A 26,607-nucleotide genomic window follows, 5' to 3' on the forward strand; every position below is an offset into this window, starting at 1 on the left:
TAGGGTCGTACTCATGAGTACGTCAGGCGCGACAGCCGATCCTTCCCCGGGTTCCCGGGCGGGCTCGAGGCGGGAGGACCCCCTCGCCGCCCTCGCGGTGCTGCCCGGTGTGGCCGAGTCCGTGGAGTCCGTGCGCAAGGCCGTGGACCGGGTCTACGGGCACCGGATCATGCGACGGCGCAGCAATGCGATCACCTCCGAGGCGGCGCTGCGCGGCGCGCGCGGCTCGGCGGCGCTGTCCGGGGCCGACTGGGCCCTGGAGGAGGTGCGCCGGCGGACCGACTTCAGCGGTGACGACGAGGCGCGCGTGCTCGGCGCGGCGCTGCGGCTGTCGGCCGAGGCCGGCCAGTTGCTCTCCATCTGGCGGCAGTCTCCGCTGCGGGTCCTGGCCAGGCTGCACCTGGTGGCCGCGGCCGGCCAGGAGGACACCGTCGGCAGACCGCGCCAGGAGGGGGAGCGGGTCGACGAGCCGCTCGTCGAGCTGCCGCTGCCGGGCGCGGCCGAGGTGTCCGGGCGCCTGGAGGGGCTGTCGGAGCTGATCATCGCGGGCGGTTCCGCGCCTGCCCTGGTGACGGCGGCGGTGGTGCACGGCGAACTCCTCGCCCTGCGCCCCTTCGTCTCGCACAACGGTCTGATCGCGCGGACCGCCGAACGCATCGTCCTGGTGGGCAGCGGACTGGATCCCAAGTCGGTCTGCCCCGCGGAGGTGGGGTACGCCGAACTCGGCAGGGCGGCCTACCTGGCGGCCCTCGACGGGTACGTCTCCGGCACCCCGGAAGGCATGGCGGCCTGGATCCGCCACTGCGCGGAGGCGGTCGGGCTGGGGGCGCGGGAGTCCACGGCGGTGTGCGAGGCGCTGCAGCGCGGGGCGGCCTGAGAAGGGCGGGCGGGACCGGGCAGGGCGGCCTGGGAGGGGCCGGCCGGAGAAGGGCGGCGCCTGGCAAGGGCGGGCCTCGGAGGGCGGCCGCAGAGGGGTGCGGCGGTCCGGTACCGGCCCGGCACAGAAATGCGGCGGTACGAGTTCTCGTACCGCCGCTGGCATGAGCACCGAGTTACCAGGCGTCCTCGATATGTCGCCCATCAGGTCGGGGTCTTTGCCCGTCACCTGGTGCGGCTGGCCCGTAATCGACGGGTCGACGTCGCGTGGGTGCCCGGTGTTCATGCTCGGTCCGTGGGGCCGAATGCGTTGTAAAGGTGATCCTTGCGGATGTCCTCTGGTCTCGCGGGCCGTTGAGTCCTTTGTACTGCACAGGGGTGACAAGCGGAACCCCCGCCCGCACTTCTTTACTTTCAGGTTCAAACAGGGGCCAACCGGACGGCGGCACCGCCCGAAAGACATGGCCGGTCGGCCCGCGACGGCTCAGGAGAGCGTGCCCCGCCGCCTGCTTGCGTACCAGACGAGTCCCGCGGTGGCCGCCGCCGCTCCCACGGCCGCCGCCGCGACCAGGGCCGGGCGGGGCGGCACGGAGAACGCGGGCAGCCGCTGCTTGAGCCGCACCGGCCGGTGGAAGTCCAGGACGGGCCACCCGCGCGCGAGTGCCTCGCGGCGCAGCGCCCGGTCGGGGTTGACGGCGTGCGGATTGCCGACCGACTCCAGCATCGGCACATCGGTGGCCGAGTCGCTGTACGCGTAGCACCGCGCGAGGTCGTACCCCTCGGACCGGGCCAGCTCGCGGACCGCCTCCGCCTTCGTCGGCCCGTAGGCGTAGTACTCCACCTCGCCGGTGAAGCAGCCGTCCTCGCCCACCACCATCCGGGTGGCCACGACCCGGTCCGCACCCAGCAGCTCGCCGATCGGCTCGACCACCTCGGCGCCCGACGTGGAGACGATGACGACGTCGCGCCCGGCCCGGTGGTGCTCCTCGATCAGGGACGCGGCCTCGTCGTAGATGATCGGGTCGATCAGGTCGTGCAGCGTCTCCGCGACGATCTCCTTGACCTGCCGCACGTTCCAGCCGCGGCACAGCGCGGACAGGTACTCGCGCATGCGCTCCATCTGGTCGTGGTCGGCGCCGCCGGCGAGGAAGACGAACTGCGCGTACGCGGTCCGCAAGACCGCCCTGCGGTTGATCAGCCCGCCTTGGTAGAAGGACTTGCTGAAGGTGAGCGTGCTCGACTTCGCAATGACCGTCTTGTCCAGATCAAAGAAGGCCGCTGTGCGGGGCAAGGAGTGGTTTTCCACGACGTCGAGCATAGGGGCAGCCCATTCGGCGTAAGCTCGGCGCGTGGGTTTGCCTGAGAGGGCTCTCGGGTACACCATGGAAGTCACGGATCGTTCGCGACCGTGCTAACCCGGCCCGACTCCTCCCCCCCCGAGTCGGCCGTGGAGACGACCCCCGCTCTCCCCCCCGGCGGGGGTCGTCGCATGTCCGGATGGGTTTTCCCTCCCTCTGCGCCCCTTGGGCCGGCTCCCGCGCCCAGGACACCAGCTCCTCCTGGCTGCCCGAGCCGCCCCTCGATCCGTGACTCTGTGTAGTTGTAGCGCTTCGCTGCGGAAGTCGCACGGGATCCAGTACAGGGGTCACCGGTTTGGGTGACGGCCATTTTCACAAGGGCCGAGTTGTCCACAGATTTCGACCAAGATCCACATCATTTTCCGGTTCGCTGCACCGTGATTCCTGCGCGCACCGCTCGCGGCCGAGTTCATGGCCGGTTCCGTTTGTCGGACGCGTATGGCCGGTTCCTATCGGCCGCCCATATGGGGCCGCTCGTCGGTCCTTCACATGTACGGGATTCGCGGGCCCGCGGGGGCCGCGCGGAAGATGCAGCGAAGGGGGAACGGCCCATGGCCGGAACTGTCACCCATGATCCGCCGTCCGGCACCGCAGGACGGCAGGGCGGGCCGCTGATCGTCACCGAGGACGCCGATCTCCTCGACGACCTGCTGCGGTTGTGTGCGGCGGCGGGCGCCACACCGGAGGTGCACCACGGCGTGCCCGAGCGGCGGGGCAGCTGGGAGGCGGCACCGCTGGTGCTGGTCGGCGACGACGCCGCGCAGCGGGTGCGCGGAGCGCTGCGCCGACGGGGCGTCGTCCTCGTCGGCCGCGACCAGGACGACTCCGGGGTCTGGCGGCGCGCCGTCGAGATCGGCGCCGACCACGTGCTGGTGCTGCCCGACGGCGAGCAGTGGCTGGTCGACCGGATCGCCGATGTCGCCGAAGGCGTCGGACGGCCCGCGCTCACCGTGGGCGTCATCGGCGGCCGCGGCGGCGCGGGAGCGTCCACGCTGGCCTGCGCGCTCGCCGTGACCGCCGCGCGGGAGGGCCTGCGCACCCTGCTCGTGGACGCCGACCCGCTCGGCGGCGGACTCGACGTGCTGCTCGGCGGGGAGGCGGCCGAGGGGCTGCGCTGGCCCGCCTTCGCCACCTCGCGCGGGAGGGTGGGCGGTGGCGCGCTGGAGGAGTCACTGCCCGAACTGCACGCGCTGCGCGTGCTCAGCTGGGACCGCGGCGACTGCGTCGCCGTCCCGCCGCAGGCCGTCCGCGCGGTGCTCGCCGCCGCCCGGCGCGGTGGCGGGGCCGTGGTGGTCGACCTGCCCCGCCGGGTGGACGAAGGAGCGGCCGAGGCGCTGGCACAGATCGACGTCGGACTGCTCGTGGTCCCCGCCGAACTGCGCGCCGTGGCAGCCGCCGCACGGGTCGCCTCGGCGGCCGGCATGGTCCTGCGAGATCTGCGGGTGGCGGTACGCGGACCGTACGCGCCCGGCCTCGACGACCGGGAGGTGGCCCGGCTGCTCGGACTGCCGCTGGTGGGAGAGGTGCCCGTGGAGTCCGCGCTGCGGCGCCCCGGAGAGGGCAGGACACCGCCCGGCGCCGCGGCCCGCGGACCACTGGCCCGTTTCTGCACGGCCTTCTGGGAGCGGGCGCTGATCGAAGCGGGTGCCGCATGAGGGCGCGGACCGAGCAGCGGTGGCCGGCGGCGGAGCGGGTGACCGAGGCGGGCGGCCCGCGCGTGCAGGGCGCCCCCGGCCGGCCGGTCGTACCGGCGCAGTTGCTCGACGGCGTACGCCAGTGGCTGGCGGAGAGCGGCGCCGAGCCGACACCCGCGCGCGTGGCGCAGGCGCTGCGGGAGCAGGGCCGGGTGCTCGGTGACGCGGAGGTGCTCGGAGCGGCCGAGCGGCTGCGCTCCGAGCTGATCGGCAGCGGCCCGCTGGAGCCGCTGCTCTCCGATCCGTCGGTGACCGACGTCCTCGTGTCGGCCCCCGACCAGGTCTGGGTGGACCGCGGAGGCGGCCTGGAGCGGGCCGCGGTCACCTTCCCCGACGCGGCGGCCGTGCGGCGTCTCGCGCAGCGTCTGGCCGCGGTGGCCGGACGGCGCCTGGACGACGCCCGGCCCTGGGCCGACGCCCGCCTGCCCGACGGCACCCGGCTGCACGCGGTACTGCCACCGGTCGCCGTCGGCTGCACGTGCCTGTCCCTGCGTGTCGTACGGCCGCGCGCGTTCACACTCGGCGAACTCGTCGCCGCGGGCACCGTTCCGCCGGGCGGAGAACACGTCCTGCGGGCGCTCGTCCAGGCGCGGTTGTCCTTCCTCGTCAGCGGCGGCACCGGCAGCGGGAAGACCACGCTGCTCAGTGCTCTGCTGGGGCTCGTCGGACCGGGCGAGCGCATCGTGCTCGCCGAGGACTCGGCGGAGCTGCGCCCCGACCATCCGCACGTCGTCCGTCTGGAGACCCGGTCCGCCAACCAGGAGGGAGCGGGCCTGGTCACCCTCGAGGACCTGGTACGGCAGGCGCTGCGGATGCGTCCGGACCGGCTGGTGGTGGGCGAGGTCCGCGGCGCGGAGGTGGTCCACCTGCTCGCCGCGCTGAACACGGGTCACGAAGGCGGGTGCGGCACCGTCCACGCCAACGCGGCGGCGGACGTGCCCGCCCGGCTGGAGGCTCTGGGCACCACCGCCGGACTGGACCGGGCGGCGCTGCACAGCCAGTTGGCCGCCGCGCTGTCGGTGGTGGTGCACCTGGTCCGCGACCGCGCGGGGCAGCGGCGCATCGCCGAGGTGCGGGTGCTGGAGCGGGACGCGAGCGGGTGGGTGCGCACGGTCCCGGCGCTGCGCTGGGGCGCGCAGGCGTTCGTGGAGGAACGGGGCTGGGAGAGGCTGCGGGAGCTGCTTCGCCCGGCGGACACGGAGAGCGGGGCGAGGACGCGGTGAACGGGATGGACGAATGGGCCCTCGGACCGGCGGCGTTCACCCAGCCGGTGTTCGCCGCGGCGGCCCTGGCGTGCGCACTGGCCGCTGCCCGGCTGCCGGGCGGGTGGCACTCCGGTGCGCGCCGGGCACGCCTGCTCCTCGCGGGCGGCGGCGCGGTGGACACCGGACCTCCGACGGGAGCGCGGATCCTCGGTCAACTGGCCCGGTTGCGCGCGCGGGTGCCGGCCGAGTGGTGGGCGCTGGCCGCCGGGCTGCTGCTGGCGGTCCTGGGCACCTCGGTGCTGCCGGTCGTCGCGGGGGCGGCCGGGGTACCGGTCCTGCGCCGCACCAGGCAGGCCCGGGCCGCGCGCCGGGCCCGGGAGGGGCGGGTGGACGCGGTGATCGCCCTGTGCGGGGCGCTCGCCGGTGAGGTGCGCGCCGGGCGGCAGCCGGGCCAGGCGCTGCTGTGTGCCGCGCGTGACTCGGGTGGCTTCGGGGACGCCCAGGCGGCGGTGCTGGCGGCGGCGCGGTTCGGCGGGGACGTCCCGGGCGCGCTCGCCGCCGCGGCCCGGGAACCGGGAGCCGAGGGCCTGCGGGGGCTCGCCGCCTGCTGGCGGGTGGCCGTGGACCAGGGCGCGGGCCTCGCGGCCGGGCTCGACCGGCTGGAAGGAGCACTGCGCGCGGACCGGGACCAGCGCGCCGATCTGCGGGCCCAGTTGGCGGGCGCGCGGGCCACGGCGTTGATGCTCGCCGCGCTGCCCGCCCTCGGACTCCTCCTCGGCACGGCCATGGGCGCCGGCCCGCTGCACGTGCTGCTGCACACCGGAGCGGGCATGGGGTGCCTGGCCGTGGGCGGCGCGCTGGAAGGCGTGGGGCTGTGGTGGGCCCTGGGCATCGTGCGGCGGGCGGAGGCGGCGTGAGCGCGGACGTCGTCCACAGGCTGGGGATGCTCCTGGGAGTGGCCGTACTGCTCGCGCTGGTGGCGCGACGGCTGCGGGCTGTACGCCGGGAGCGGCGTCTACGGCGGCGTACGGCCGCCCTGCTGGCGAGGGAGGCCGTGCCCGGCGCGGAGTCCGCCGGTGTCCGGCATCTCCCGTCGCAGGCGCGGATGCGGGCCGGGCCGCAGGCACAAGGGCAAGGGCACCCCCGGGCCCTGGGGCGGTCGCGGGTGCCGGTGCCGGATGCCGTACGGCGGTGGCTTCCCGCGGTGGGGCTCGCGGGCGCCGGGTGGGTGCTGCTCGGCGGGTTCGCGGGCGTCGTGGCCGGACTGGTGTGCGCGGCCGGGGTGTTGCGGTGGCGGGAACGGGCCGTGAAGCGGTCCGGAACCGAGGACGACACGGTCGAAGCCGCCCGGCAACTGCCGCTCGCCGCCGATCTGCTGGCCGCCTGCCTGGCGGCCGGCGCGGGCCCGGTGATCGCGGCTCAGGCGGTGGGGGAGGCCCTGGGCGGGCCGGTCGGGACAGCGCTGGCCCGGGGAGCGGCGGAGGTACGGCTGGGTGGCGCGCCTGCCGACGCCTGGCTCGGTCTGGCCTCGGTCCCGGGCGCTCAGGCCCTGGCGCGGCTGCTGGAACGGGCGGGTGAGACCGGGCTTCCCGCCGCCGGGCCGGCCGCGCGACTGGCCGCCGACGTCCGCGCCGACCGCGGGCGCGCGGCCACCGCCCGGGCACGACGGGCGGCGGTGCTCGTCACCGCACCGGTGGGGCTGTGCTTCCTGCCCGCCTTCGTCGCGGTCGGCGTGCTGCCCGTGGTGATCGGCCTGGCGGGCGGGATGTGGAGAGGCGGTGGTGGCTGACGGCATGTGGAGCGCGCACGTCACGGACGGGCGACGAGCGCTCGGTCGACCGAGGGAACGTCATCGGCCGACCGGCAGGACGGGCTTCGGCCGACCGGCGGCACGGCCTCGGGCGGCCGGCGCGACGACATCGGACGACAACTGACAACGGAACGAGACCTCACGGGGGTTGAGATGAACACGAAGGTGCGGGCACGGCTGCGTGCCCTGGCGGACCGCATGCGCAAGGACGCCGGAATGGTCACTTCCGAGTACGCCATGGGCATCATCGCGGCAGTGGCGTTCGCCGTGCTGCTCTACGAGGTGGTCACGAGCGGGCAGGTCAAGACGGAACTGCAGAACATCGTGAAACGAGCCCTCAGTGCGCGGATGTGAGCGGCGCGCCGGACGCGGCGGCGACCGGGGGTTCGTGACGGCGGAGGCCGCCATGGTCCTGCCCGTACTGGTGCTGGTGGTGACGGCGCTGGTGTGGGGGCTGCTCGTCATGGTCGCCCAGATCCAGTGCGTGGACGCCGCCCGGGTGGGTGCCCGGGCGGCCGCCCGCCAGGACCCGGAGGGAGCGGTCGTCCGGGCGGCGCGTGAGACGGCACCGCACGGAGCGAAGGTCACCGTGTCCCGGCAGGGGGAACGGGTCCATGTGGTCGTCACCGCCGCGCCACCGGGGCTGGGCCTGCTGCCCTTCACCCTGCGGGAGGAGGCCGTGGCCGAGGCGGAGGAGACGGCGGGACCGGGACCTGGGCCCGAACCCGGGCTTGCGGCGGCGGGGCCGGGGACGGCGCCGAGAGGGGAGGTGGGGCCGTGAAGCGCCGCTTGTGCGGGTGCGACCGCGGTTCGGCCACCGTCTGGAGCGTCGGGGCCGTCGCCCTGCTGTGTGTGGTGTTCGGCGTCGGGCTCGCGCTGGGGCAGGCCGTGGTCGTCCGGCACCGTGCGGCGGGGGCGGCCGACCTCGCGGCGCTGGCCGCCGCGGGCCACTGGGCACAGGGCGGTGCCGCGGCCTGCGCCCGCGCGGACCGGGTGGCACGGGCCCAGCACTCCCGCCTCGTCCGGTGCGTCGTCACCGGTGCCGTCTCGGACGTCACGGCCGCCGCGGGAGGCGGGCCGTTCGCGGCCCGGGCCCGGGCGAGGGCGGGGCCACCGGGGCCCGCGGACACCGGCTCCGGCGCCCGCTCACCGGCGCGGGCCGGCCTCTTCCCGCTCGGCGGGCTTGCCCGGCGCCCCCTTCAGCAGCACGGTCAGCAGCCGTACGGCGCCTCTCTTGTGGAGCGGGTCGTTGCCGTTGCCGCACTTGGGGGACTGGATGCAGGACGGGCACCCGGCGTCGCACTCGCAGGAGGCGATGGCCTCGCGGGTGGCGGTGAGCCAGTCACGGGCGGTGTGGAAGGCACGTTCGGCGAAGCCCGCGCCGCCGGGATGGCCGTCGTAGACGAAGACGGTCGGCAGGAGGGTGTCGGGGTGCAGCGGGATGGAGACACCCCCGATGTCCCAGCGGTCGCACGTGGCGAAGAGCGGCAGCATGCCGATCGAGGCGTGCTCGGCCGCGTGCAGGGCGCCGCCGAGGATCTCCGGGTTGATCCGGGCATCGTCGAGCTGGTCCTCGGTGACCGTCCACCACACCGCGCGGGTGCGCAGCGTACGAGGAGGGAGGTCGAGTTTCGTCTCACCGAGCACTTCACCCGTGATGACCCGGCGACGCAGGAAGGACACCACCTGGTTGGTGACCTCGACGGAGCCGTAGCAGAGCCGGCCGCTGCCCCAGGGCACCTCGACGTCCGTGTCCAGGACGGAGATCGCCGTCGTATCGCGGGCGACCGTGGTGTACGGCGGGTTCGCCTCCTCGACCAGGGCGACCGAGTCGTCGAGGTCGAGCGAGCGCACCAGATACGTACGGCCCTGGTGCAGGTGGACCGCGCCCTCGTGCACGCTCGTGTGCGCGGCGGCCTCGTCGACCGTGCCGAGCAGCCGTCCGGTGCCGGCCTCGACGATCTGCACCGGCCTTCCGCCCTCGCCGCGGATGTCGGTCAGGTCCGCGGCACGCTCCCGGCGCGTCCAGTGCCAGGCCGTGGCCCGCCGGCGCAGCAGCTTCGCGGCCTCCAGCTGCGGCAGCAGCTCCGGACACGCCGGGCCGAACAGTTCGACGTCCTCCTGCGTGAGCGGAAGCTCGGCCGCGGCGGCGCACAGGTGCGGTGCCAGGACATACGGGTTGTCCGGGTCGAGGACGGTGGATTCCACCGGCTGGTCGAACAGCGCCTCCGGATGGTGGACGAGGAAGGTGTCCAGCGGGTCGTCGCGGGCGACCAGCACGGCGAGGGCGCCCTGCCCGGCGCGGCCCGCGCGGCCCGCCTGCTGCCACAGGGACGCACGGGTGCCCGGGTAACCGGCGATCACCACGGCGTCCAGGCCGGACACGTCCACGCCGAGCTCCAGGGCGGTGGTGGCGGCCAGCCCCAGCAGGTCGCCCGAGTGCAGGGCCCGTTCCAGAGCGCGGCGCTCCTCGGGGAGGTAGCCACCCCGGTAGGCCGCGACACGCCGGGCCAGCGGCCGGTCGATCTCCGCCAGCCGCTCCTGGGCGATCACCGAGATCAGCTCGGCGCCACGCCGGGAGCGTACGAAGGCGACCGAACGCACACCCTGGAGGGTCAGGTCGGTCAGCAGGTCGGCGGTCTCGGCGGTGGCGGTGCGGCGGACCGGTGCGCCCTTCTCACCGTGCAGTTCGGTGAGCGGCGGCTCCCAGAGGGCGAACACCAGTTCACCTCGGGGGGAGGCGTCGTCGGCCACCTCGACCACGGGCAGGCCGGTGAGGCGGCGGGCGGCCACCGAGGGCTCGGCCGCGGTCGCCGAGGCCAGCAGGAAGACGGGCGAGGCGCCGTAGCGCGCGCACAGCCGGCGCAGGCGGCGCAGGACCTGGGCGACGTGGGAACCGAAGACGCCGCGGTAGGTGTGGCACTCGTCGACGACGACGTACTTCAGGGCGCGCAGGAAGGAGGACCAGCGCGGGTGGGAGGGCAGGATCCCGCGGTGCAGCATGTCGGGGTTGGTCAGGACGTAGTTGCCGTACTGGCGGATCCACTCGCGTTCCTCCACCGGCGTGTCGCCGTCGTACACGGCGGGGCGCACCCCGGTGCCGAGCGGCCGGGCCAGTTCCCGCACCGCGCGGCACTGGTCGGCGGCCAGGGCCTTGGTGGGGGCCAGGTAGAGGGCGGTGGCACCCCGGCCGTTGGGAGCCTGCGAACCCTCCAGCAGTGCCGACAGCACCGGGACCAGATACGCGAGTGACTTGCCGGACGCGGTGCCCGTGGCGACCACCACGGACTCGCCGTCGAGGGCGTGCTCGGCGGCGCGCGCCTGGTGGGCCCAGGGGTGCTCGATGCCGCACGCCTGGACGGCCGCGACGACCTCCGGCCGAATCCGGTCGGGCCAGACGGCATGGCGACCCGCCCGCGGGGGCAAGTGCTCCGTATGAGTGATGCGCGCAGCCCGGCTCGGCCCGGAGGTGAGCCGGTCCAGAACCGCGCCCGGCGACAGGCGGGTTGCGTGGTCCGTCGGGGTTCGATCGGATCGGTGATTCTTGGCCATTGGCACCGAGTGTGTCACCGGCGTGACGGACAATGGAGCCAAGGCGTCGTGCACGCCTGCCGGTAAGTGATTGAATGCCATCGCGGCTGGCGAACCGTCCTGGGGGCTTCAAGCCGAGGTGCCCGAGGGGCGACCGCTCGATAGCAAGGTGCTGGAGGATCCGTGGACCTGTCCCTGTCGACCCGTACCGTCGGCGATCGTACGGTCGTCGAGGTCGGTGGCGAAATCGACGTATATACCGCGCCCAAGCTGCGCGAGCAGCTGGTCGAGCTGGTGAACGACGGGAATTTCCACCTCGTCGTCGACATGGAGGGCGTGGACTTCCTCGACTCCACCGGTCTCGGCGTGCTGGTGGGCGGCCTGAAGCGTGTGCGTGCCCATGAGGGCTCGCTGCGCCTGGTCTGCAACCAGGAGCGCATTCTCAAGATCTTCCGCATCACCGGTCTGACCAAGGTGTTCCCCATCCACACCTCGGTCGACGAAGCGGTGGCGGCCACCGACTGACCGCCGGCCCCGGGCCGGTGTCCGGGGCGGAAGAAGTTCATGCGGGGGGCCCGGCTCTCGGCGGCCCGGCCCCCTGACAGCACGCCCGTAGCTCCTAGGGGGATGCATGGCCACCGTCGAACTCCGCTTCAGCGCGCTGCCCGAGCACGTCAGGACCGCCCGTCTGGTGGCGGCAGCGGTGGCGCGCAGGGCCGGGGTCGACGAGGCCGTCCTCGACGAGGTCCGGCTCGCCGTGGGCGAGGCCTGTTCCCGGGCCGTCGGGCTGCATCAGAGCGGTGGCATCGCCGCGCCGGTGACCGTCGTGCTGACCGAGGAGGAGAAACAGTTCTCCATCGAGGTCGGCGACGAGGCGCGGCACGCTCCGCGCCACCCCGGGGACGTCCCTGCGGACGACGCCGAGGCTGAGGAGGACGAGATGGGCCTCGCGGTCATCAGCGGTCTCGTCGACGACGTCGAGGTCTCGACCGGGGAGGACGGCGGTCAGATCAAGATGACCTGGCCGACCGCGCCGCCGAACGTCGTTCTTTCCTGAGCCCCGCCGAGCCGACGGCCCGCCTCGACCCGATCGGATCCGAGGCCGTCCGACCCGATCCGCCCCCGTCCGACCCGATACGAGGCCGCGCAGGCTCCCGCGTGCCCCTCGCGCCGGTCCGTGCGTGCCCCTTCGTGAGCTGCGCGCCTCTGTGAGGGGTCCCGCCTGCGTGCCACGCACGGCCGTGAAGCGTGCGTGCACGTGTGTGAGCCGCGCGCCTCTGCGACGGTTGCCGTCCGTCAGCCGGCGCGGCTGCACCCGTGCCCGTCCGTGGACCGCAATCGCTTCCGTGCGTATGCCGGTTCACGGGCCGCGCGCTTTCCTGACTCATGTCGGTTCATGGGCCGCGCGCGTCCGTGCGTATGTCGGCGCGCTTCCCTGCGCCATGCCGGTTCGTGGGCCGCGCGCGTCCGTGCGGCCTGGCGCTCCCGCGCGTCGCGCGCGGCCGTGAGCTGCGTACCTCTCGCCGCGCGTCCGGTGAGTACCGTCCGAAGGGCCCCGCACCCGCGGGGCCCTTCGACGTGTCCAGGGTGGGCGGACACGCCCGCCGGGGGCGCCCCGGCCGCAGACCCGCCATGATTTCGTGAATTCATTCACGATCGATAGCCGGATAATGGATCAAGGGTCAATGCTTTTGAGGCGTTACCGCTTTCGGGTTCCCTGACGAGTGCGCGATCATTTGCTGAGGAGCCTGTGCAGGCTGATTCCATTTACCGCACACTGTTTAGATCGGGTTCGGCTACCTACAATCCGTCCACATCTTGAGCTCAGCCCAAGCGTCAAGGAGGACGAATGGCGGGGCTTTCTACCCCTCATCAGTTGGGTCAACCCACGACTTTCGCAGCCGCGGTGCTGACCAACGACAATCGGATCATCGTGGCGGTGATCGCCGCCGTCGCGCTGGCCGCGCTCGTGGTCGCGGGCGTCCTGGTGCGCCAGGTGCTCGCCGCGGGCGAGGGCACCGACAGCATGAAGAAGATCGCGGAAGCGGTCCAGGAAGGCGCCAAGGCCTATCTCGGCCGCCAACTGCGCACCCTCGGCGTATTCGCCGTCGTGGTGTTCTTCCTGCTCCTGCTGCTGCCCGCCGACGACTGGAATCAGCGTGCCGGCCGGTCGGTGTTCTTCCTGATCGGCGCAGGCTTCTCGGCCGCCACGGGTTATATCGGCATGTGGCTCGCCGTGCGCAGCAATGTGCGCGTCGCCGCCGCGGCCCGGGAAGCGACTCCCGCCCAGGGCGAACCGGAAAAGGATCTCACCACCGTCTCGCACAGAGCGATGAAGATCGCTTTCCGTACGGGCGGCGTCGTCGGCATGTTCACGGTGGGGCTCGGCCTGCTGGGCGCCTCCTGTGTGGTGCTGGTCTACGCGGCGGACGCGCCGAAGGTGCTGGAGGGCTTCGGCCTCGGCGCCGCGCTGATCGCCATGTTCATGCGTGTCGGGGGCGGCATCTTCACCAAGGCCGCCGACGTGGGCGCCGACCTGGTCGGCAAGGTCGAGCAGGGCATTCCGGAGGACGATCCGCGCAATGCCGCGACCATCGCCGACAACGTGGGCGACAACGTCGGCGACTGCGCGGGCATGGCGGCCGACCTCTTCGAGTCGTACGCCGTCACGCTGGTCGCCGCGCTCATCCTGGGCAAGGCGGCCTTCGGCGACGACGGACTCGCCTTCCCCCTGCTCGTGCCCGCGATCGGCGTGATCACCGCCATGATCGGCATCTTCGCGGTGGCGCCGCGCCGCGCCGACCGCAGCGGCATGAGCGCGATCAACCGTGGCTTCTTCATCTCCGCGGTGATCTCGCTCGCCCTGGTCGCGGCGGCCGTCTACACCTATCTGCCGTCGTCCTACGCGGGTCTGACCGGCGTCACCGACGCGGCGATCCGCGGCAAGGACGGTGATCCGCGGATCCTCGCCCTGGTCGCGGTGGCCATCGGCATCCTGCTGGCGGCTGTGATCCAGCAGCTGACCGGCTACTTCACCGAGACCACCAGGCGGCCGGTCCGCGACATCGGCAAGACGTCGCTCACCGGCCCGGCCACCGTCGTCCTCGCCGGCATCTCCGTCGGCCTGGAGTCGGCCGTCTACACCGCGCTGCTGATCGGGCTCGGCGTGTACGGGGCGTTCCTGCTCGGCGGCACGTCGATCATGCTGGCGCTCTTCGCGGTGGCGCTGGCCGGCACCGGCCTGCTCACCACGGTCGGCGTGATCGTCGCCATGGACACCTTCGGTCCGGTCTCCGACAACGCCCAGGGCATCGCCGAGATGTCCGGTGACGTCGAGGGGGCGGGCGCCCAGGTGCTCACCAATCTGGACGCGGTCGGCAACACCACCAAGGCGATCACCAAGGGCATCGCCATCGCCACCGCGGTCCTGGCGGCGTCGGCGCTCTTCGGTTCCTACCGGGACGCCATCACCACCGGAGCGCAGGACGTCGGGGCGAAGCTCTCGGGTGCCGGTACGCCGATGACCCTGATCATGGACATCTCACAGCCCAACAACCTGGTCGGGCTCATCGCCGGTGCCGCGGTCGTCTTCCTGTTCTCGGGGCTGGCGATCAACGCGGTGTCGCGGTCGGCGGGCTCGGTGGTCTTCGAGGTGCGGCGGCAGTTCCGTGAGAAGCCCGGGATCATGGACTTCAGCGAGAAGCCGGAGTACGGCAAGGTCGTCGACATCTGCACCAAGGACGCCCTGCGGGAACTCGCCACGCCCGGACTGCTCGCCGTGATGGCGCCCATCTTCATCGGGTTCACGCTCGGGGTCGGCGCGCTCGGTGCGTACCTGGCGGGCGCCATCGGCGCGGGCACCCTCATGGCGGTGTTCCTCGCCAACTCCGGCGGTGCCTGGGACAACGCCAAGAAGCTGGTCGAGGACGGCCACCACGGCGGCAAGGGCAGTGAGGCCCACGCCGCCACGGTGATCGGCGACACGGTCGGCGACCCGTTCAAGGACACCGCGGGACCTGCGATCAACCCGCTGCTGAAGGTGATGAACCTCGTGTCGCTGCTCATCGCGCCCGCGGTCATCAAGTTCTCCTACGGGCACGACAAGAGCATCGGTGTACGGGTCCTGATCGCGATCCTGGCGCTGCTCGTGATCGTCGGCTCGGTCTACGTCTCCAAGCGGCGCGGGATCGCCGTCGGCGACGAGGAGAGCGCCGAACGGGTGTCCAAGCCGGCCGACCCCGCGGTGGTCTCGTAGGGGCAGGGCGGTACGGCAGGCCGGGCTCGGGAGCGGGTGGGCGGCGCGTGCGACGCGCCGCCCGCCCGTTGCGTGTCCGGTGGACCTGGGGCCGTGAGCCGTAGGCCGCGTGCCGTGAGCCATGAGCCATGAGCCGTGCGCTCCGTGCTCCGAGCCCCGATCCGTGACCGATGTGCCGTGTGCCGTGCGCTCCGGCCCCCCCGTGTGCCCCGATCCCCGAATTTCCGAGCCCCGATCCGTGACCGTCAGTCGTGTGCGTGCGCTGTGGCCCGTGCGTCGTGAGCCTTCTCTCGCTTGGTGCAAATGGCTGCAAGACGGCATGTAAGGGGTGATCGGACCCTGGCCGCGTTCCCGCGGCGTGTATGTTCCGGGGCCGAGAGCCATGGAAGGGACCGATCCGGTGAACAAGAAGCTCGCGGCCGCACTGTCCGGCGGTGCGGTACTGGCACTGGCACTGACGGGATGCTCCGGCAGCAGCGACGACGGCAAGAACGACGCACTGAACACCTGGGCCAAGCAGGTGTGCGACGGCGTCCAGCCGCAGGCGAAGAAGATCCAGGCCGCCAGCGCCGCGATCCAGAAGCAGACCTCGGACAACACCCCGACGAAGACGGTCCAGGAGACCGACGCGCAGGCCTTCCAGGACATGTCCGACGCCTACAAGGCGATCGGCGCCGCCGTGAACAAGGCCGGCGCGCCCGAGGTCGACGGCGGCCAGAAGAAGCAGCAGGACGCGGTCAAGGAACTGAACGACCTCGGTGCCTCGTACGCCTCGCTCAAGGAGCAGGTGGACAAACTCGACACCAAGGACCAGGCCAAGTTCGCGGACGGGCTCAAGGACATCGCCACTCAGCTGGACAAGCTGAGCAAGACCGGGAACGACGCGCTCAAGAACCTCGAGGAGGGCGACGTCGGCAAGGCGATGGCCACCCAGCCGAGCTGCAAGTCCGCCCCGACCGGCGCCTCCTCCGCGACCGCGTCACCGGCGAACGGCTGACGCGCCGTCTCCGAGGCCGGTCCCGGCTGACCCCGGCGGGGCCGCACCTGACGAGACACGGCCGGCACGCGCGCGTGCCGGCCGTTCGCGCGCGTCCAGCCGTACGCGTGTGCGGGGGCCGGGGCGTGCGCGCGTGTGCGATGTCGGTGGGAGCCGACACAATGGGTGCGTGAGTGACTCCAGCCTGCCCGCCCCGACCGCCCTGCCCGCCGCCGACCGTCCGGAGGTCGCCGCCCGGCTCCGGGACGCCCTGCTCGGCGCGTCGTTCACCGCCGACGGACTGCTCGAACTGCTCGGTGCGCCCGCCTACGCCGCGCTCGCCCGCAGCGAGACCGTGCCCGCGCTGCGGGCCACGCGCGGGGACACGCCGATCGAAGTGCTCGTCCGGCTCTTCCTGCTGCAGCAGCCCGTGCCGCACGCGCGCGTGGCGGACGTCCTGCCCGTCGAGGCCTGCCTGGAGACCGGCTGGCTGACCCGGGTCGGCGGTGACGAGGTGGCCGCGACCGTGGACGTACGGCCGTACGGCGGACTCGACGGCGAGGACTGGTTCATCGTCTCCGACCTGGGGTGCGCGGTCGGCGGCGCGGGCGGCATCGGCAGCCGTGAGGAGGGTGTCGTCCTCGGTGTGGGCGGTGCCTCCACGACCCTGGCCGGTCTCACGGTCCGTACGCCCGTCGGCTCCGCGCTCGACCTCGGCACCGGTTCCGGGATCCAGGCGCTGCACGCGAGCCGGCACGCCACGCGGGTGACCGCGACCGACCTCAACCCGCGCGCGCTGCACATCACCGCCCTCACCCTCGCCCTGTCCGGGGCCCCGGCCGCCGATCTGCGGCAGGGCTCCCTGTTCGAACCGGTCCGCGAGGACGAGACGTTCGACCTGATCGTGTCCAATCCGCCCTTCGTCATCTCGCCGGGCGCCCGGCTCACCTACCGGGACGGCGGGATGAGCGGGGACGATCTGTGCCGCACGCTCGTTCAGCAGTCGGGGGAGCGGCTGAGCGAGGGCGGCTTCGCGCAGTTCCTCGCCAACTGGCAGCACGTCGAGGGGGAGGACTGGCAGGACAGACTCAGGTCGTGGGTGCCCCGTGGCTGCGACGCGTGGATCGTGCAGCGCGAGGTGCAGGACGTCACGCAGTACGCGGAGCTGTGGCTGAGGGACGCCGGTGACCACCGCGGCGACCCGGCGGAGTACCAGGCGCGGTACGACGCCTGGCTGGAGGAGTTCGAGGCGCGCAAGGTGAAGGCCGTGGGGTTCGGCTGGATCACCCTGCGCAGGACGGGGTCCGCCGTTCCCTCGGTCACCGCCGAGGAATGGCCGCACCCGGTCGAACAGCCGCTCGGTGACACCGTGCGCGCGCACTTCGACCGCCTCGACTACCTGCGGGAGCACGACGACGCGGCGCTGCTCGACGCGCACTTCCGGCTCGTGCGGGAAGTGGTGCAGGAGCAGGTCGGGCTGCCCGGTGCCGAGGACCCGGAGCACGTCGTGCTGCGGCAGCACCGCGGCATGCGCCGGGCCACCACGGTGGACACGGTCGGTGCCGGTTTCGCGGGGGTGTGCGACGGCACGCTGAGCGCCGGCCGCATCCTGGACGCCATCGCCCAGCTGGTCGGCGAGGACCCGGTCCTGCTGCGCGACCGCACCCCGGCGCAGATCCGGCTGCTGGTGGAGCAGGGCTTCCTGGAGCCGGCGGACTGGAACCCGGCGGGCTGAGACCACCCGCTCGCTACGGCCGGCCCCCGCCCGGCGCGCTCCGGGCGGGCCGGACCGAGGCAGGGCCGGCCTCCCAGGCGGTCCCCTCCGCGTGACCGACCCGCCCCGGAACGGAACCGCCGCCGTCCCGCGGCCGGTCCCTTCGACCATTTTTCGGTCATCCGTCCAGCGAGCGCCGGTGGCCGGCGGGCGGTCGTCGGCGAGCCGCGCGTCCGCGGGTCCGCCCGGCGTTCACGCGGGGTTGGCCGGCCCGTCGTCCAGGGGTGCCAGCCTCCCCGACCGGGGGCATCCGGGGCGGGAGGGTACGTACGTGGAAAGCGGTCCGGCGATCTTCACGGGGACGGTGTTCGCCCTGTTCGGAGCGGTCCTGCTGGGGTGGACGGTGCTCCGCGCACGGCGCCGGGAGCCGGTGGCCCTCGGGGTGCACCAGGCCGTGTCGGTGACCCTCGCGTCCGTGATCGCCGTGGGCTGTCTCGCGCTCGGGACGTGGGGTCTGACGGGCGTGTGAGAACCGTCGCGGCGCCCGGCTCCGCGTATCCGGTGGATCACCTTCCGCATCTGCCCGGACCGGCCCGTCGGCACTCCGGGCGGCAGGAAGGGCGGTAGTCGGGTTACCGTTCGAGTGGCCGTTGCGGGCTTTTCCCGTTTGACACGGGGGCGGGATGTACCGTCACACTCCGCAGCGTCAGCACTGCCCGGCCCCGGGAATCCACACATCCGGGGAGATCCAGCGAGACACAGCGAGACCAAGCGTCGACCGGAGAGAAGAGCGAAGTTGTCCCCGACCAGCGAGACCGCACAGGGCGGCCGCCGACTCGTCATCGTCGAGTCGCCTGCCAAGGCGAAGACGATCAAGGGCTATCTCGGCCCCGGCTACGTCGTCGAAGCGAGCGTCGGGCACATCCGGGACCTTCCCAACGGGGCCGCGGAGGTTCCCGAGAAGTACACCGGCGAGGTCCGCCGCCTCGGTGTGGACGTAGAACATGACTTCCAGCCGATCTATGTGGTCAACGCCGACAAGAAGGCCCAGGTCAAGAAGCTCAAGGACCTGCTGAAGGACTCCGACGAACTCTTCCTCGCCACCGATGAGGACCGCGAGGGCGAGGCCATCGCGTGGCACCTCCAGGAAGTGCTGAAGCCGAAGATCCCGGTCAAGCGGATGGTCTTCCACGAGATCACCAAGGACGCGATCCGGGCGGCCGTCGCCAATCCGCGCCAGCTCAACCAGAAGCTCGTCGACGCCCAGGAGACCCGCCGCATCCTCGACCGCCTCTACGGCTACGAGGTCTCGCCGGTCCTGTGGAAGAAGGTCATGCCGCGGCTGTCGGCAGGCCGCGTCCAGTCCGTCGCGACCCGGCTCGTGGTCGAACGGGAACGCGAGCGCATCGCCTTCCGCTCGGCCGAGTACTGGGACCTGACGGGCACCTTCACGACCGGCCGCGCGGGCGACCCGTCGGACCCGTCCTCCCTGGTCGCGCGGCTCCAGACGGTCGACGGCCGGCGTGTCGCGCAGGGCCGTGACTTCGACTCGCTGGGGCAGCTGAAGAGCGCGAACACCCTCCACCTCGACGAGGCGAACGCGCGTGCGCTCGCCGCCGCGCTGGAGCAGACGTCCTTCTCCGTCCGCTCCGTCGAGTCCAAGCCCTACCGCCGCTCGCCGTACGCCCCGTTCCGTACGACGACGTTGCAGCAGGAGGCCAGCCGCAAGCTCGGCTTCGGCGCCAAGGCCACCATGCAGATCGCGCAGAAGCTGTACGAGAACGGCTACATCACGTACATGCGTACGGACTCCACCACCCTGAGCGACACGGCGATCAGCGCCGCCCGCGCCCAGGTCACGCAGCTGTACGGCGCCGACTACCTGCCGCCGCAGCCGCGCACGTACGCGGGGAAGGTCAAGAACGCGCAGGAGGCGCACGAGGCGATCCGTCCCTCGGGCGACCGCTTCCGCACGCCCGCCGAGACCGGTCTGACCGGCGACCAGTTCAAGCTCTACGAGCTGATCTGGAAGCGGACCGTCGCCTCCCAGATGAAGGACGCGACCGGCAACTCGGTCACCGTGAAGATCGGTGGCCGGGCGGTCGACGGCCGGGACGTGGAGTTCAGCGCGTCCGGCAAGACGATCACCTTCCACGGCTTCCTGAAGGCCTACGTCGAGGGCGCCGACGACCCGAACGCCGAGCTGGACGACCGCGAGCGCCGCCTGCCGCAGGTCACCGAGGGCGACGCGCTCGGCGCCGAGGAGATCACGGTCGACGGGCACGCCACCAAGCCCCCGGCCCGCTACACCGAGGCCAGCCTGGTCAAGGAGCTGGAGGAGCGCGAGATCGGCCGCCCGTCGACGTACGCGTCGATCATCGGCACGATCCTCGACCGCGGCTACGTGTTCAAGAAGGGCACGGCGCTCGTGCCGTCCTTCCTCTCCTTCGCCGTGGTGAACCTGCTGGAGAAGCACTTCGGCCGGCTCGTCGACTACGACTTCACCGCCCGCATGGAGGACGACCTCGACCGCATCGCGCGCGGCGAGGCGCGGGCCGTGCCGTGGCTGAAGCGGTTCTACTTCGGTGAAGGCACGGGCGAGGGCGGTGCCGCGGACGCCGGCAACGGCGACGGGGACCACCTCGGCGGCCTCAAGGAACTGGTGACCGACCTGGGCGCGATCGACGCGCGCGAGGTGTCGTCGTTCCCGGTCGGCAACGGGATCGTGCTGCGCGTGGGCCGCTACGGCCCGTACATCGAGCGCGGCGAGAAGGACACCGAGCAGCACCAGCGCGCCGACATCCCGGACGACCTCGCCCCGGACGAGCTGAGCGTCGAACTCGCCGAGGAACTGCTCGCCAAGCCGAGCGGCGACTTCGAGCTGGGCGCCGATCCGGTGACCGGGCACCAGATCGTCGCCAAGGACGGCCGCTACGGCCCGTACGTCACGGAGGTCCTCCCCGAGGGCACCCCGAAGACGGGCAAGAACGCGGTCAAGCCGCGCACGGCGTCGCTCTTCAAGTCGATGTCCCTGGACACCGTGACCCTCGACGACGCGTTGAAGCTGATGTCGCTGCCGCGCGTCGTCGGCGCCGACGCCGAGGGCGTGGAGATCACCGCGCAGAACGGCCGCTACGGGCCGTACCTGAAGAAGGGCACGGACTCGCGGTCCCTGCAGTCCGAGGACCAGCTCTTCACGATCACGCTGGAAGAGGCGCTGGCGATCTACGCCCAGCCCAAGCAGCGCGGTCGCGCGGCGGCCAAGCCGCCGCTGAAGGAGCTGGGCACCGACCCGGTCAGCGAGAAGCCGGTCGTGGTCAAGGACGGACGCTTCGGCCCGTACGTCACCGACGGCGAGACCAACGCGACCCTGCGTTCCGGCGACAGCGTCGAGTCGATCACCCCGGAGCGCGGGTTCGAGCTGCTGGCGGAGAAGCGCGCCAAGGGCCCGGCCAAGAAGACCGCGAAGAAGGCCGCCGCCAAGAAGACGACGGCGAAGAAGACGGCGTCCACGGCCGCGAAGAAGACGGCGGCCAAGAAGACCACGGCGAAGAAGACCACCACGGCGAAGAAGACGGCCGCCAAGACGACCACCGCCAAGAAGACGGCGGCCAAGGCGGCGGCCGAGGACTGAGCGGTACCGCGGCCCCCTGAGTACCCCGGTACTCGGGGGACCACGGCCCCGTGCCCCGGTTCTTCACATTCGTTCACACGGCGCACGCCTCTCGCACGCCCCGGCAGCACATCCCCGCCGGGGCGCGCAGACGTTCGGGCGGTCACGGCGGGCTGTCGGCGCGTCCCGATAGGCTGAACGCATGACGCGAGCCGAGCAGCCAACGGCCCACCCACCGGCCCCCGACGACGCACTGGTCGCGGACTCCCGCGAGCGCGCCGTACGCGCGCTGCTGCGCCGACCCCAGCTGAGGCGGCTGTGGAGCGCCCAGCTGCTGGGGGGCGTGGGAGACGTTCTCGCGCTCCTCGTCCTCGTCGTACTGGTGCTCCAGGCGGCGGTCGCCCAGGGATCCTTCGGCGGCGGCTACCGGGGCGCGGCGTTCGCGGTGGCGATCGTCTTCGGCGCCCGCATCGTGGCGACCGTGCTCTTCGGAGCGGTCCTCCTGGGGCCGCTCACCGCGCTGACCGCACCCGGCGGGCCCCTGGACCGGCGCTGGACCATGGTCGGCGCCGACGGTGTGCGCGCCGCGCTGCTGATCGTCGCCCCGCTGTGGATCGACTGGACCCCCAGCAACGCGCCGGCGCTCCTCCTGGTGACCGTCTTCGTGACCGGCGTCGCCGAGCGGCTGTGGACGGTGTGCCGCGAGAGCGCGGCGCCCGCGCTGCTGCCCGCACCGCCCCCCGAGGGCGCCACCGTCCGGCCGCTGCCCGACCACCTCGACGCCCTGCGCCGGCTGTCGCTGCGGACGTCCTTCCTGGCGATCCCGCTGGCGGCCTGCGTCCTGGTCGTCGCCTCCCTGTTCAACAACCTCCTGGGCACCGGCGTCGCCTGGTTCGACCAGCACCAGGCGGCACTCGGCGCGTACGTCGCGGCGGGTCTGTTCGCCGCGTCCCTGTCCGTGCTGACCTACCTGGAACTGCCCGGCACGCACACCCCGCGCGCGCGGTCGCCGCTGGAAGGGCTGCGCCGCCCCAAGGCGGGCACCGGAGCGGACAAGGGCCGCACAGGAGCGGTGCCGCTGCTCGTACTCGCCTCCGCGGCGGTCGCCGGGGCGATCGCCGCCGCGGTCGCCGTCTGCGCGCTGCACGCCCGCGACCTGGGCGGCGGCCCGGTGCTCTACGGGCTGGCGGTGCTCGCCCTGACCGGCGGGGTCGTCGTCGGCATCCGTACGGCGCCCAAGGCGCTCGTCTCGCTGTCGCGGCGCAGGCTGCTCGCGCTGGCCGTCGCCGTCACCGGCATCGCCCTGCTCGCCGCCGGACTCGTCCCCGACGTCACCACCGTCCTGCTGCTCCTCGCCCTGGCCGGGGTGAGCGCCGGCATCGCCGCCAACGCCGGGCACACCCTGCTCGACCTGGAGACCGAGGACCAGCGCAGGCCGCGCATGACCGATCACCTGCACGCGGTGGTACGGGTCTTCGTGGCCGTCGGCGCCCTGTGCGCCCCCCTGGTCGCGGCCGGGATCGGCCCCCACCGGCTGGAGAACGGCCGGTTCGTCTTCGCGCACGGCGGCGCCGCCTTCACCCTGATGCTCGTCGGCGCGCTGCTGCTGCCGGTGGCCGCCCTGGTGCTGGCCAAGGTCGACGACCGCTCCGGCGTACCGCTGCGGCAGGACCTTTTCGACGCGCTGCGCGGCGGCGACGACCCCGTGACGGCGCCCGCCGGGTCCGGTTTCTTCATCGCCCTGGAGGGCGGCGACGGCGCGGGCAAGTCCACTCAGGCCGAGGCGCTCGCCGACTGGATCCGGGAGAAGGGTCACGAGGTCGTCCTCACCCGCGAGCCGGGCGCCACGCCCGTGGGCAAGCGGCTGCGCTCGATCCTCCTGGACGTGTCCTCGCAGGGACTGTCCCACCGCGCCGAGGCGCTGCTCTACGCCGCCGACCGCGCCGAGCACGTCGACACGGTCGTACGGCCCGCCCTGGAGCGCGGCGCCGTGGTGATCACCGACCGGTACATCGACTCCTCCGTCGCCTACCAGGGCGCGGGCCGTGACCTGTCCCCGACCGAGATCGCCCGCATCTCCCGCTGGGCGACCAACGGACTCGTACCGCACCTCACGGTCCTGCTGGACGTCTCCCCGGAGACCGCCCGCGAGCGGTTCACCGAGGCACCCGACCGCCTGGAGTCGGAGCCGGCGGAGTTCCACGCGCGCGTGCGGTCCGGTTTCCTGGCGCTGGCCGCCGCCGACCCCGGACGGTATCTGGTGGTGGACGCCGGGCAGGAGCCCGAGGCCGTCACCACCGTCGTCCGGCACCGGCTCGACCAGATGCTGCCGCTGTCCGAGGCCGAGGTGAAGGCCCAGGAGGAGGCGCGCAGGAAGGCCGAGGAGGAGGCGCGGCGCAAGGCCGAGGAAGAGGCCCGGCGCAAGGCCGAGGAGGAGCGCCTGGAGCGGGAACGCCAGGAGCAGCTCGCCCGGCTGCGCGCCGAGGAGGAGGAGCGCAAGCGGCGCGAGCTGGAGGAGGCGCAGCGGCGCGAGGCCGAACGGCAGGCCGAGGAGGCCAGGCAGCGCGCCGAGGAAGCGCGCCGCCGGGCCGAGGAGGAGCGCGCCCGGCTGCTCGCCGAGGAGCAGGCGCGCGCGGAGGCCGAGGCGCGGCGCAAGGCCGAGGAGGAACGGCTGCGCCGCCAGGCCGAGGAGGAGGCCCGGGCACGGGCCGAGGCCGAGGCGCGGCGCCTGGAGAAGCAGAAGAAGGCCGAGGAGGCGCTGCTGCGCGCCGAGGAGGCGCGTCGGGCGGCCGAGCAGGCCGCTGCCGCGGCGCAGTCGGGACCCCGTCGGCCGGAGCCTCCCGCCGCTGCCGCCCCGCCGTCGGACGCGGTGACCGTGCCCACCCCCGTGGTGAACCCGGCGCCCGCCGGGGCCGGGCCGGCCACCGACCCGGCGGAGGAGACGACGGTCCTGCCACCGGTGCGTGACACCTGGGACCAGCCGGGCGGCCAGGGCCGAAGCGGTCGGTGGGGCGAGCCGGGCGAGGCTTCCGGCTCCGGTGGTCCGGGCGGAGGCTCCGGCCGGACCACCGGGCCGGAGTCCGACGCGGAGGTCACCGCCGAGCTGCCGCAGCCGTCCGACCGGCCGGGACCGTCCGGGCCGTCGGCGCCGAAGGGACCGCAGGCGCCCACCGGGGCGGCCGACGAGACGGCGGTCCTGCCGCTGGTGCCCTCCGACGGTGGTGGCGGTGGGACCGGCACCGGGAGTGGCGGCGACGGCGGCAGGGGAGCGGGTGCCCCGGCCGGGGCGGCCGACGAGACCGCCGTCCTGCCTCCGGTGCGGGACACGGACCCCGCCGACGCGCGTGGCGGGGACATCGCGGACCGGGTTCCGCCGGGCTTCTTCCGGGACGAGCGGCCCTCGTCCGTCCGGCCCGACGGCTCCGACGACCGGACGCGCGAGCTGCCGCAGGTCGGGGCCGACGGCGGTGCCCGTCCGGCCCGGCCGCGGCCGGACTGGGCCGAGGAGACCCCGCTGGACGACCTGCCGACCCTGGCGGACGAACTGCTGGGACCGCGTCAGGACGAGGACGGGTACGACGACGGCCGGGGCCGCGGACGCCGGGGCTGAAGGCGGGTGTGGTCGGCGGGCGTTGTCGGCGCGCAGCGTCTGCGAGTGCGCCGGGGGAGGGACCGGTCGGCCCCTGCCCTCTGACCTGGCAGGCCATGCCACGGCCGCCCACCCGGGCGGCGGAGGGCCGGCGCCGACTGGACTCGGGCGGCGGAGGGCCGGCGCCGACTGGACTCGGGCGGCGGATCGCCGGTCCCGGAGTGGATTGAGTGCGGCGGGCCTCCGGGCTTCCGGACGTCGGTCCACTCCGGATCGCCGGCTCCTTGGGCCCCGGATCGCCGGGCCGCCGAACCCGCGGGCTCCTGGTCCCCCGGCTCGCAGCACCCGGGCCGCCCGAGCGCCGGGCCGCCCGAGTGCAGGACCGTCCGGAGCGCGCCGAACCGCCGGCCTCTGAGCACCGGGCGGCCCCCCGGGGGCCGGCCGGTGGTCCGCCGTTGTCAGTGGGCCCCCGCACAATGGATCCCGCACCACGAACCATGACGAAAGGGCGGCGTGACCCATGAGCGTGTGGGACGACCTCGTCGGGCAGGAGAAGGTCAGCGAGCAGTTGGCCGCCGCTGCCCGGGACGCCGATGCCCTGGTGACGGCGGCCGCCACCGGCGCCGCGCCGCCCGAGGCGTCGAAGATGACGCACGCGTGGCTGTTCACCGGCCCTCCGGGAGCGGGCATCACGCAGACGGCCCGGGCCTTCGCCGCCGCGCTGCAGTGCGTCAGCCCCGACCGTGCCCTCGGCGGCGCCCCCGGCTGCGGCTTCTGCGACGGCTGTCATACGGCACTGGTCGGCACGCACGCCGACGTCTCCACCGTCGCCGCCGTGGGCGCGCAGATCCTCGTCGACGACATGCGGGACACCGTCCGCAAGTCCTTCACCTCCCCGGCGAACGGCCGCTGGCAGGTGATCCTGGTCGAGGACGCCGAGCGGCTGAACGAGAAGTCGGCCAACGCCGTGCTGAAGGCCGTCGAGGAGCCCGCCCCCCGCACGGTGTGGCTGCTGTGCGCCCCCTCGATCGAGGACGTCCTGCCCACGATCCGCTCCCGCTGCCGCCACCTGAACCTGAGCACCCCGTCCGTGGACGCGGTGGCCGACATGCTCGTACGCCGGGACGGGGTCGAACCCGACGTCGCCGCGGCGGCCGCCCGTGCCACCCAGGGCCACATCGACCGGGCCCGCCGCCTGGCCACCGACCCGGCCGCGCGTGAGCGCCGCGCCGCCGTGCTGAGGCTTCCGCTCCGTCTCGACGAGATCGGCGGCTGTCTCAAAGCGGCCCAGGAACTGGTCGACGCGGCGGCGGACGACGCGAAGGCGCTCGCCGAGGAGACGGACGCGAAGGAGACCGAGGAACTGAAGGCGGCGCTGGGCGCGGTGCAGGGCGGCCGGCTGCCGCGCGGCACGGCGGGCGTGATGAAGGACCTGGAGGACAAGCAGAAGCGGCGCCGCACGCGTACGCAGCGCGACAGCCTCGACCTCGCCCTGACCGACCTCACCGCTCTCTACCGTGACGTCCTGGCCCTCCAGCTCGGCTCCCGTGTGGCGATCGCCAACGCGGACGTCGAGGACACCCTCGAGCGGGTCGCCCGGGGCAGTTCCCCGGAGGCCACCCTGCGCCGCATAGAAGCGATCGCCGCATGCCGCGACGCCCTCGACCGCAATGTGGCCCCGTTGCTGGCGGTGGAGGCGATGACGATGGCGCTGAGAGCCGGCTGACACCGCCCGGCTGCCCCGGGCCTGCCGCTCCCGCCCCGCCCCGCCCGCCTGCCTCCGCCGGGGCAGCCGACGAGTCCGCCGCCCCGCCGTCCCGCCTGGCAGCCGAAGGCCCGGCCTCCGCCCGCCCTCGGTGCTGCCCCGGCAGCGTGTGGGTGCTCCGGTGCTCACCCTGGCGGCACCTGGTCGTCCCGCAGCCGCCCCGGTGTCCGCCGACCGCTCCGCCCGGCCCTCACTCTCGGTGCCGGTCCCTCCGTCCCGGC

18 protein-coding genes and 1 pseudogene are annotated in these 26,607 nt (G+C 73.5%); 17 read left to right on the plus strand and 2 right to left on the minus strand.

All coding sequences use genetic code 11. The annotated features are described in order from the left end of the window. The first annotated feature begins 13 nt into the window (after positions 1-13). Positions 14-877, plus strand: a complete 864-nt coding sequence (locus ABZ719_RS13260) for an oxidoreductase (RefSeq protein ID WP_366725301.1) — start codon at positions 14-16, stop codon at positions 875-877. A 483-nt stretch (positions 878-1,360) separates the two neighbouring features. Here ABZ719_RS13260 and ABZ719_RS13265 read toward each other — a convergent pair whose 3' ends face one another. Next, on the minus strand, positions 1,361-2,194 hold the full coding sequence (locus ABZ719_RS13265; protein ID WP_037850574.1) for an HAD family phosphatase: 834 nt from the start codon (positions 2,192-2,194) through the stop codon (positions 1,361-1,363). Positions 2,195-2,785: 591 nt separating this feature from the next. On the opposite strand from ABZ719_RS13265, the gene ssd reads away from it, so the two are divergent. The 7 genes and pseudogenes from ssd to ABZ719_RS13300 all read left to right on the plus strand — a co-directional run. Then, on the plus strand, positions 2,786-3,889 hold the full coding sequence (ssd, locus tag ABZ719_RS13270) for a septum site-determining protein Ssd (RefSeq protein WP_366725302.1): 1,104 nt from the start codon (positions 2,786-2,788) through the stop codon (positions 3,887-3,889). Continuing rightward, positions 3,886-5,151 carry a TadA family conjugal transfer-associated ATPase gene (locus ABZ719_RS13275; protein ID WP_366725303.1) on the plus strand — a complete coding sequence of 422 codons (1,266 nt, stop codon included), beginning with the start codon at positions 3,886-3,888 and terminating at the stop codon, positions 5,149-5,151. Before ssd ends, ABZ719_RS13275 begins: the two co-directional genes overlap by 4 nt. 5 nt (positions 5,152-5,156) lie before the next feature. Further along, a complete protein-coding gene (locus tag ABZ719_RS13280; RefSeq protein ID WP_366725304.1) occupies positions 5,157-6,050 on the plus strand; it encodes a type II secretion system F family protein in 894 nt (297 codons plus the stop codon). Then, a complete protein-coding gene (locus ABZ719_RS13285; protein ID WP_366725305.1) occupies positions 6,047-6,922 on the plus strand; it encodes a type II secretion system F family protein in 876 nt (291 codons plus the stop codon). The genes ABZ719_RS13280 and ABZ719_RS13285 overlap by 4 nt, the downstream gene beginning before the upstream one ends. Before the next feature lie 174 nt (positions 6,923-7,096). Beyond that, positions 7,097-7,297: a DUF4244 domain-containing protein gene (locus ABZ719_RS13290; RefSeq protein WP_037850569.1), complete on the plus strand. Its 201-nt coding sequence runs from the start codon at positions 7,097-7,099 to the stop codon at positions 7,295-7,297. Further along, positions 7,284-7,724, plus strand: a complete 441-nt coding sequence (locus ABZ719_RS13295; protein WP_366725306.1) for a TadE family type IV pilus minor pilin — start codon at positions 7,284-7,286, stop codon at positions 7,722-7,724. Before ABZ719_RS13290 ends, ABZ719_RS13295 begins: the two co-directional genes overlap by 14 nt. Further along, positions 7,721-8,065, plus strand: a pseudogene (locus ABZ719_RS13300) (Rv3654c family TadE-like protein); the annotation flags it as partial. The gene ABZ719_RS13295 and the pseudogene ABZ719_RS13300, both read left to right, overlap by 4 nt. Positions 8,066-8,089: 24 nt before the next feature. On the opposite strand, the gene ABZ719_RS13305 reads toward ABZ719_RS13300, so the two are convergent. Continuing rightward, the gene (locus ABZ719_RS13305; protein ID WP_366725307.1) at positions 8,090-10,576 is read right to left on the minus strand and encodes a DEAD/DEAH box helicase; all 2,487 of its coding nucleotides are present in this window, start codon (positions 10,574-10,576) and stop codon (positions 8,090-8,092) included. 81 nt (positions 10,577-10,657) lie between these two features. On the opposite strand from ABZ719_RS13305, the gene bldG reads away from it, so the two are divergent. The 9 genes from bldG (at position 10,658) to ABZ719_RS13350 (ending at position 26,347) form a co-directional block, all read left to right on the plus strand. Further along, the gene (gene bldG / locus ABZ719_RS13310; protein ID WP_009189842.1) at positions 10,658-10,999 is read left to right on the plus strand and encodes an anti-sigma factor antagonist BldG; all 342 of its coding nucleotides are present in this window, start codon (positions 10,658-10,660) and stop codon (positions 10,997-10,999) included. 106 nt (positions 11,000-11,105) lie between these two features. Continuing rightward, a complete protein-coding gene (locus tag ABZ719_RS13315) occupies positions 11,106-11,531 on the plus strand; it encodes an ATP-binding protein (RefSeq protein ID WP_366725308.1) in 426 nt (141 codons plus the stop codon). A 792-nt stretch (positions 11,532-12,323) separates the two neighbouring features. Further along, positions 12,324-14,729 (plus strand): sodium-translocating pyrophosphatase, encoded by a 2,406-nt coding sequence (locus tag ABZ719_RS13320; RefSeq protein ID WP_366725309.1) that lies wholly within the window; start codon positions 12,324-12,326, stop codon positions 14,727-14,729. A 382-nt stretch (positions 14,730-15,111) separates the two neighbouring features. Continuing rightward, complete coding sequence (locus tag ABZ719_RS13325) at positions 15,112-15,726, plus strand: small secreted protein (RefSeq protein WP_366725310.1); 615 nt, start codon at positions 15,112-15,114, stop codon at positions 15,724-15,726. A gap of 169 nt (positions 15,727-15,895) precedes the next feature. Continuing rightward, positions 15,896-17,440: a class I SAM-dependent methyltransferase gene (locus ABZ719_RS13330; protein ID WP_366725311.1), complete on the plus strand. Its 1,545-nt coding sequence runs from the start codon at positions 15,896-15,898 to the stop codon at positions 17,438-17,440. A gap of 310 nt (positions 17,441-17,750) precedes the next feature. Further along, a complete protein-coding gene (locus tag ABZ719_RS13335; protein WP_366725312.1) occupies positions 17,751-17,948 on the plus strand; it encodes a hypothetical protein in 198 nt (65 codons plus the stop codon). 267 nt (positions 17,949-18,215) lie between these two features. After that, positions 18,216-21,053, plus strand: coding sequence for a type I DNA topoisomerase (gene topA / locus ABZ719_RS13340; RefSeq protein WP_366725313.1), 2,838 nt, complete (start codon positions 18,216-18,218; stop codon positions 21,051-21,053). Between the two features lie 181 nt (positions 21,054-21,234). After that, the gene (gene tmk / locus ABZ719_RS13345; RefSeq protein WP_366725314.1) at positions 21,235-24,642 is read left to right on the plus strand and encodes a dTMP kinase; all 3,408 of its coding nucleotides are present in this window, start codon (positions 21,235-21,237) and stop codon (positions 24,640-24,642) included. Positions 24,643-25,141: 499 nt separating this feature from the next. After that, positions 25,142-26,347 (plus strand): DNA polymerase III subunit delta', encoded by a 1,206-nt coding sequence (locus ABZ719_RS13350; protein WP_366725315.1) that lies wholly within the window; start codon positions 25,142-25,144, stop codon positions 26,345-26,347. Positions 26,348-26,607 lie beyond the last annotated feature (260 nt).

The sequence above is a fragment of the Streptomyces sp. NPDC006743 genome, assembly GCF_040703815.1.
Classification (GTDB): Bacteria; Actinomycetota; Actinomycetes; order Streptomycetales; family Streptomycetaceae; genus Streptomyces.

Bases quoted from the DNA above. Each gene is read 5' to 3' on its own strand.
- ABZ719_RS13260 (WP_366725301.1), top strand. From the start codon at position 14: ATGAGTACGTCAGGCGCGACAGCCGATCCTTCCCCGGGTTCCCGGGCG.
- ABZ719_RS13265 (WP_037850574.1), bottom strand. From the start codon at position 2,194: ATGCTCGACGTCGTGGAAAACCACTCCTTGCCCCGCACAGCGGCCTTC.
- ssd (WP_366725302.1), top strand. From the start codon at position 2,786: ATGGCCGGAACTGTCACCCATGATCCGCCGTCCGGCACCGCAGGACGG.
- ABZ719_RS13275 (WP_366725303.1), top strand. From the start codon at position 3,886: ATGAGGGCGCGGACCGAGCAGCGGTGGCCGGCGGCGGAGCGGGTGACC.
- ABZ719_RS13280 (WP_366725304.1), top strand. From the start codon at position 5,157: ATGGACGAATGGGCCCTCGGACCGGCGGCGTTCACCCAGCCGGTGTTC.
- ABZ719_RS13290 (WP_037850569.1), top strand. From the start codon at position 7,097: ATGAACACGAAGGTGCGGGCACGGCTGCGTGCCCTGGCGGACCGCATG.
- ABZ719_RS13305 (WP_366725307.1), bottom strand. From the start codon at position 10,576: ATGGCATTCAATCACTTACCGGCAGGCGTGCACGACGCCTTGGCTCCA.
- ABZ719_RS13315 (WP_366725308.1), top strand. From the start codon at position 11,106: ATGGCCACCGTCGAACTCCGCTTCAGCGCGCTGCCCGAGCACGTCAGG.
- ABZ719_RS13320 (WP_366725309.1), top strand. From the start codon at position 12,324: ATGGCGGGGCTTTCTACCCCTCATCAGTTGGGTCAACCCACGACTTTC.
- ABZ719_RS13325 (WP_366725310.1), top strand. From the start codon at position 15,112: ATGGAAGGGACCGATCCGGTGAACAAGAAGCTCGCGGCCGCACTGTCC.
- tmk (WP_366725314.1), top strand. From the start codon at position 21,235: ATGACGCGAGCCGAGCAGCCAACGGCCCACCCACCGGCCCCCGACGAC.
- ABZ719_RS13350 (WP_366725315.1), top strand. From the start codon at position 25,142: ATGAGCGTGTGGGACGACCTCGTCGGGCAGGAGAAGGTCAGCGAGCAG.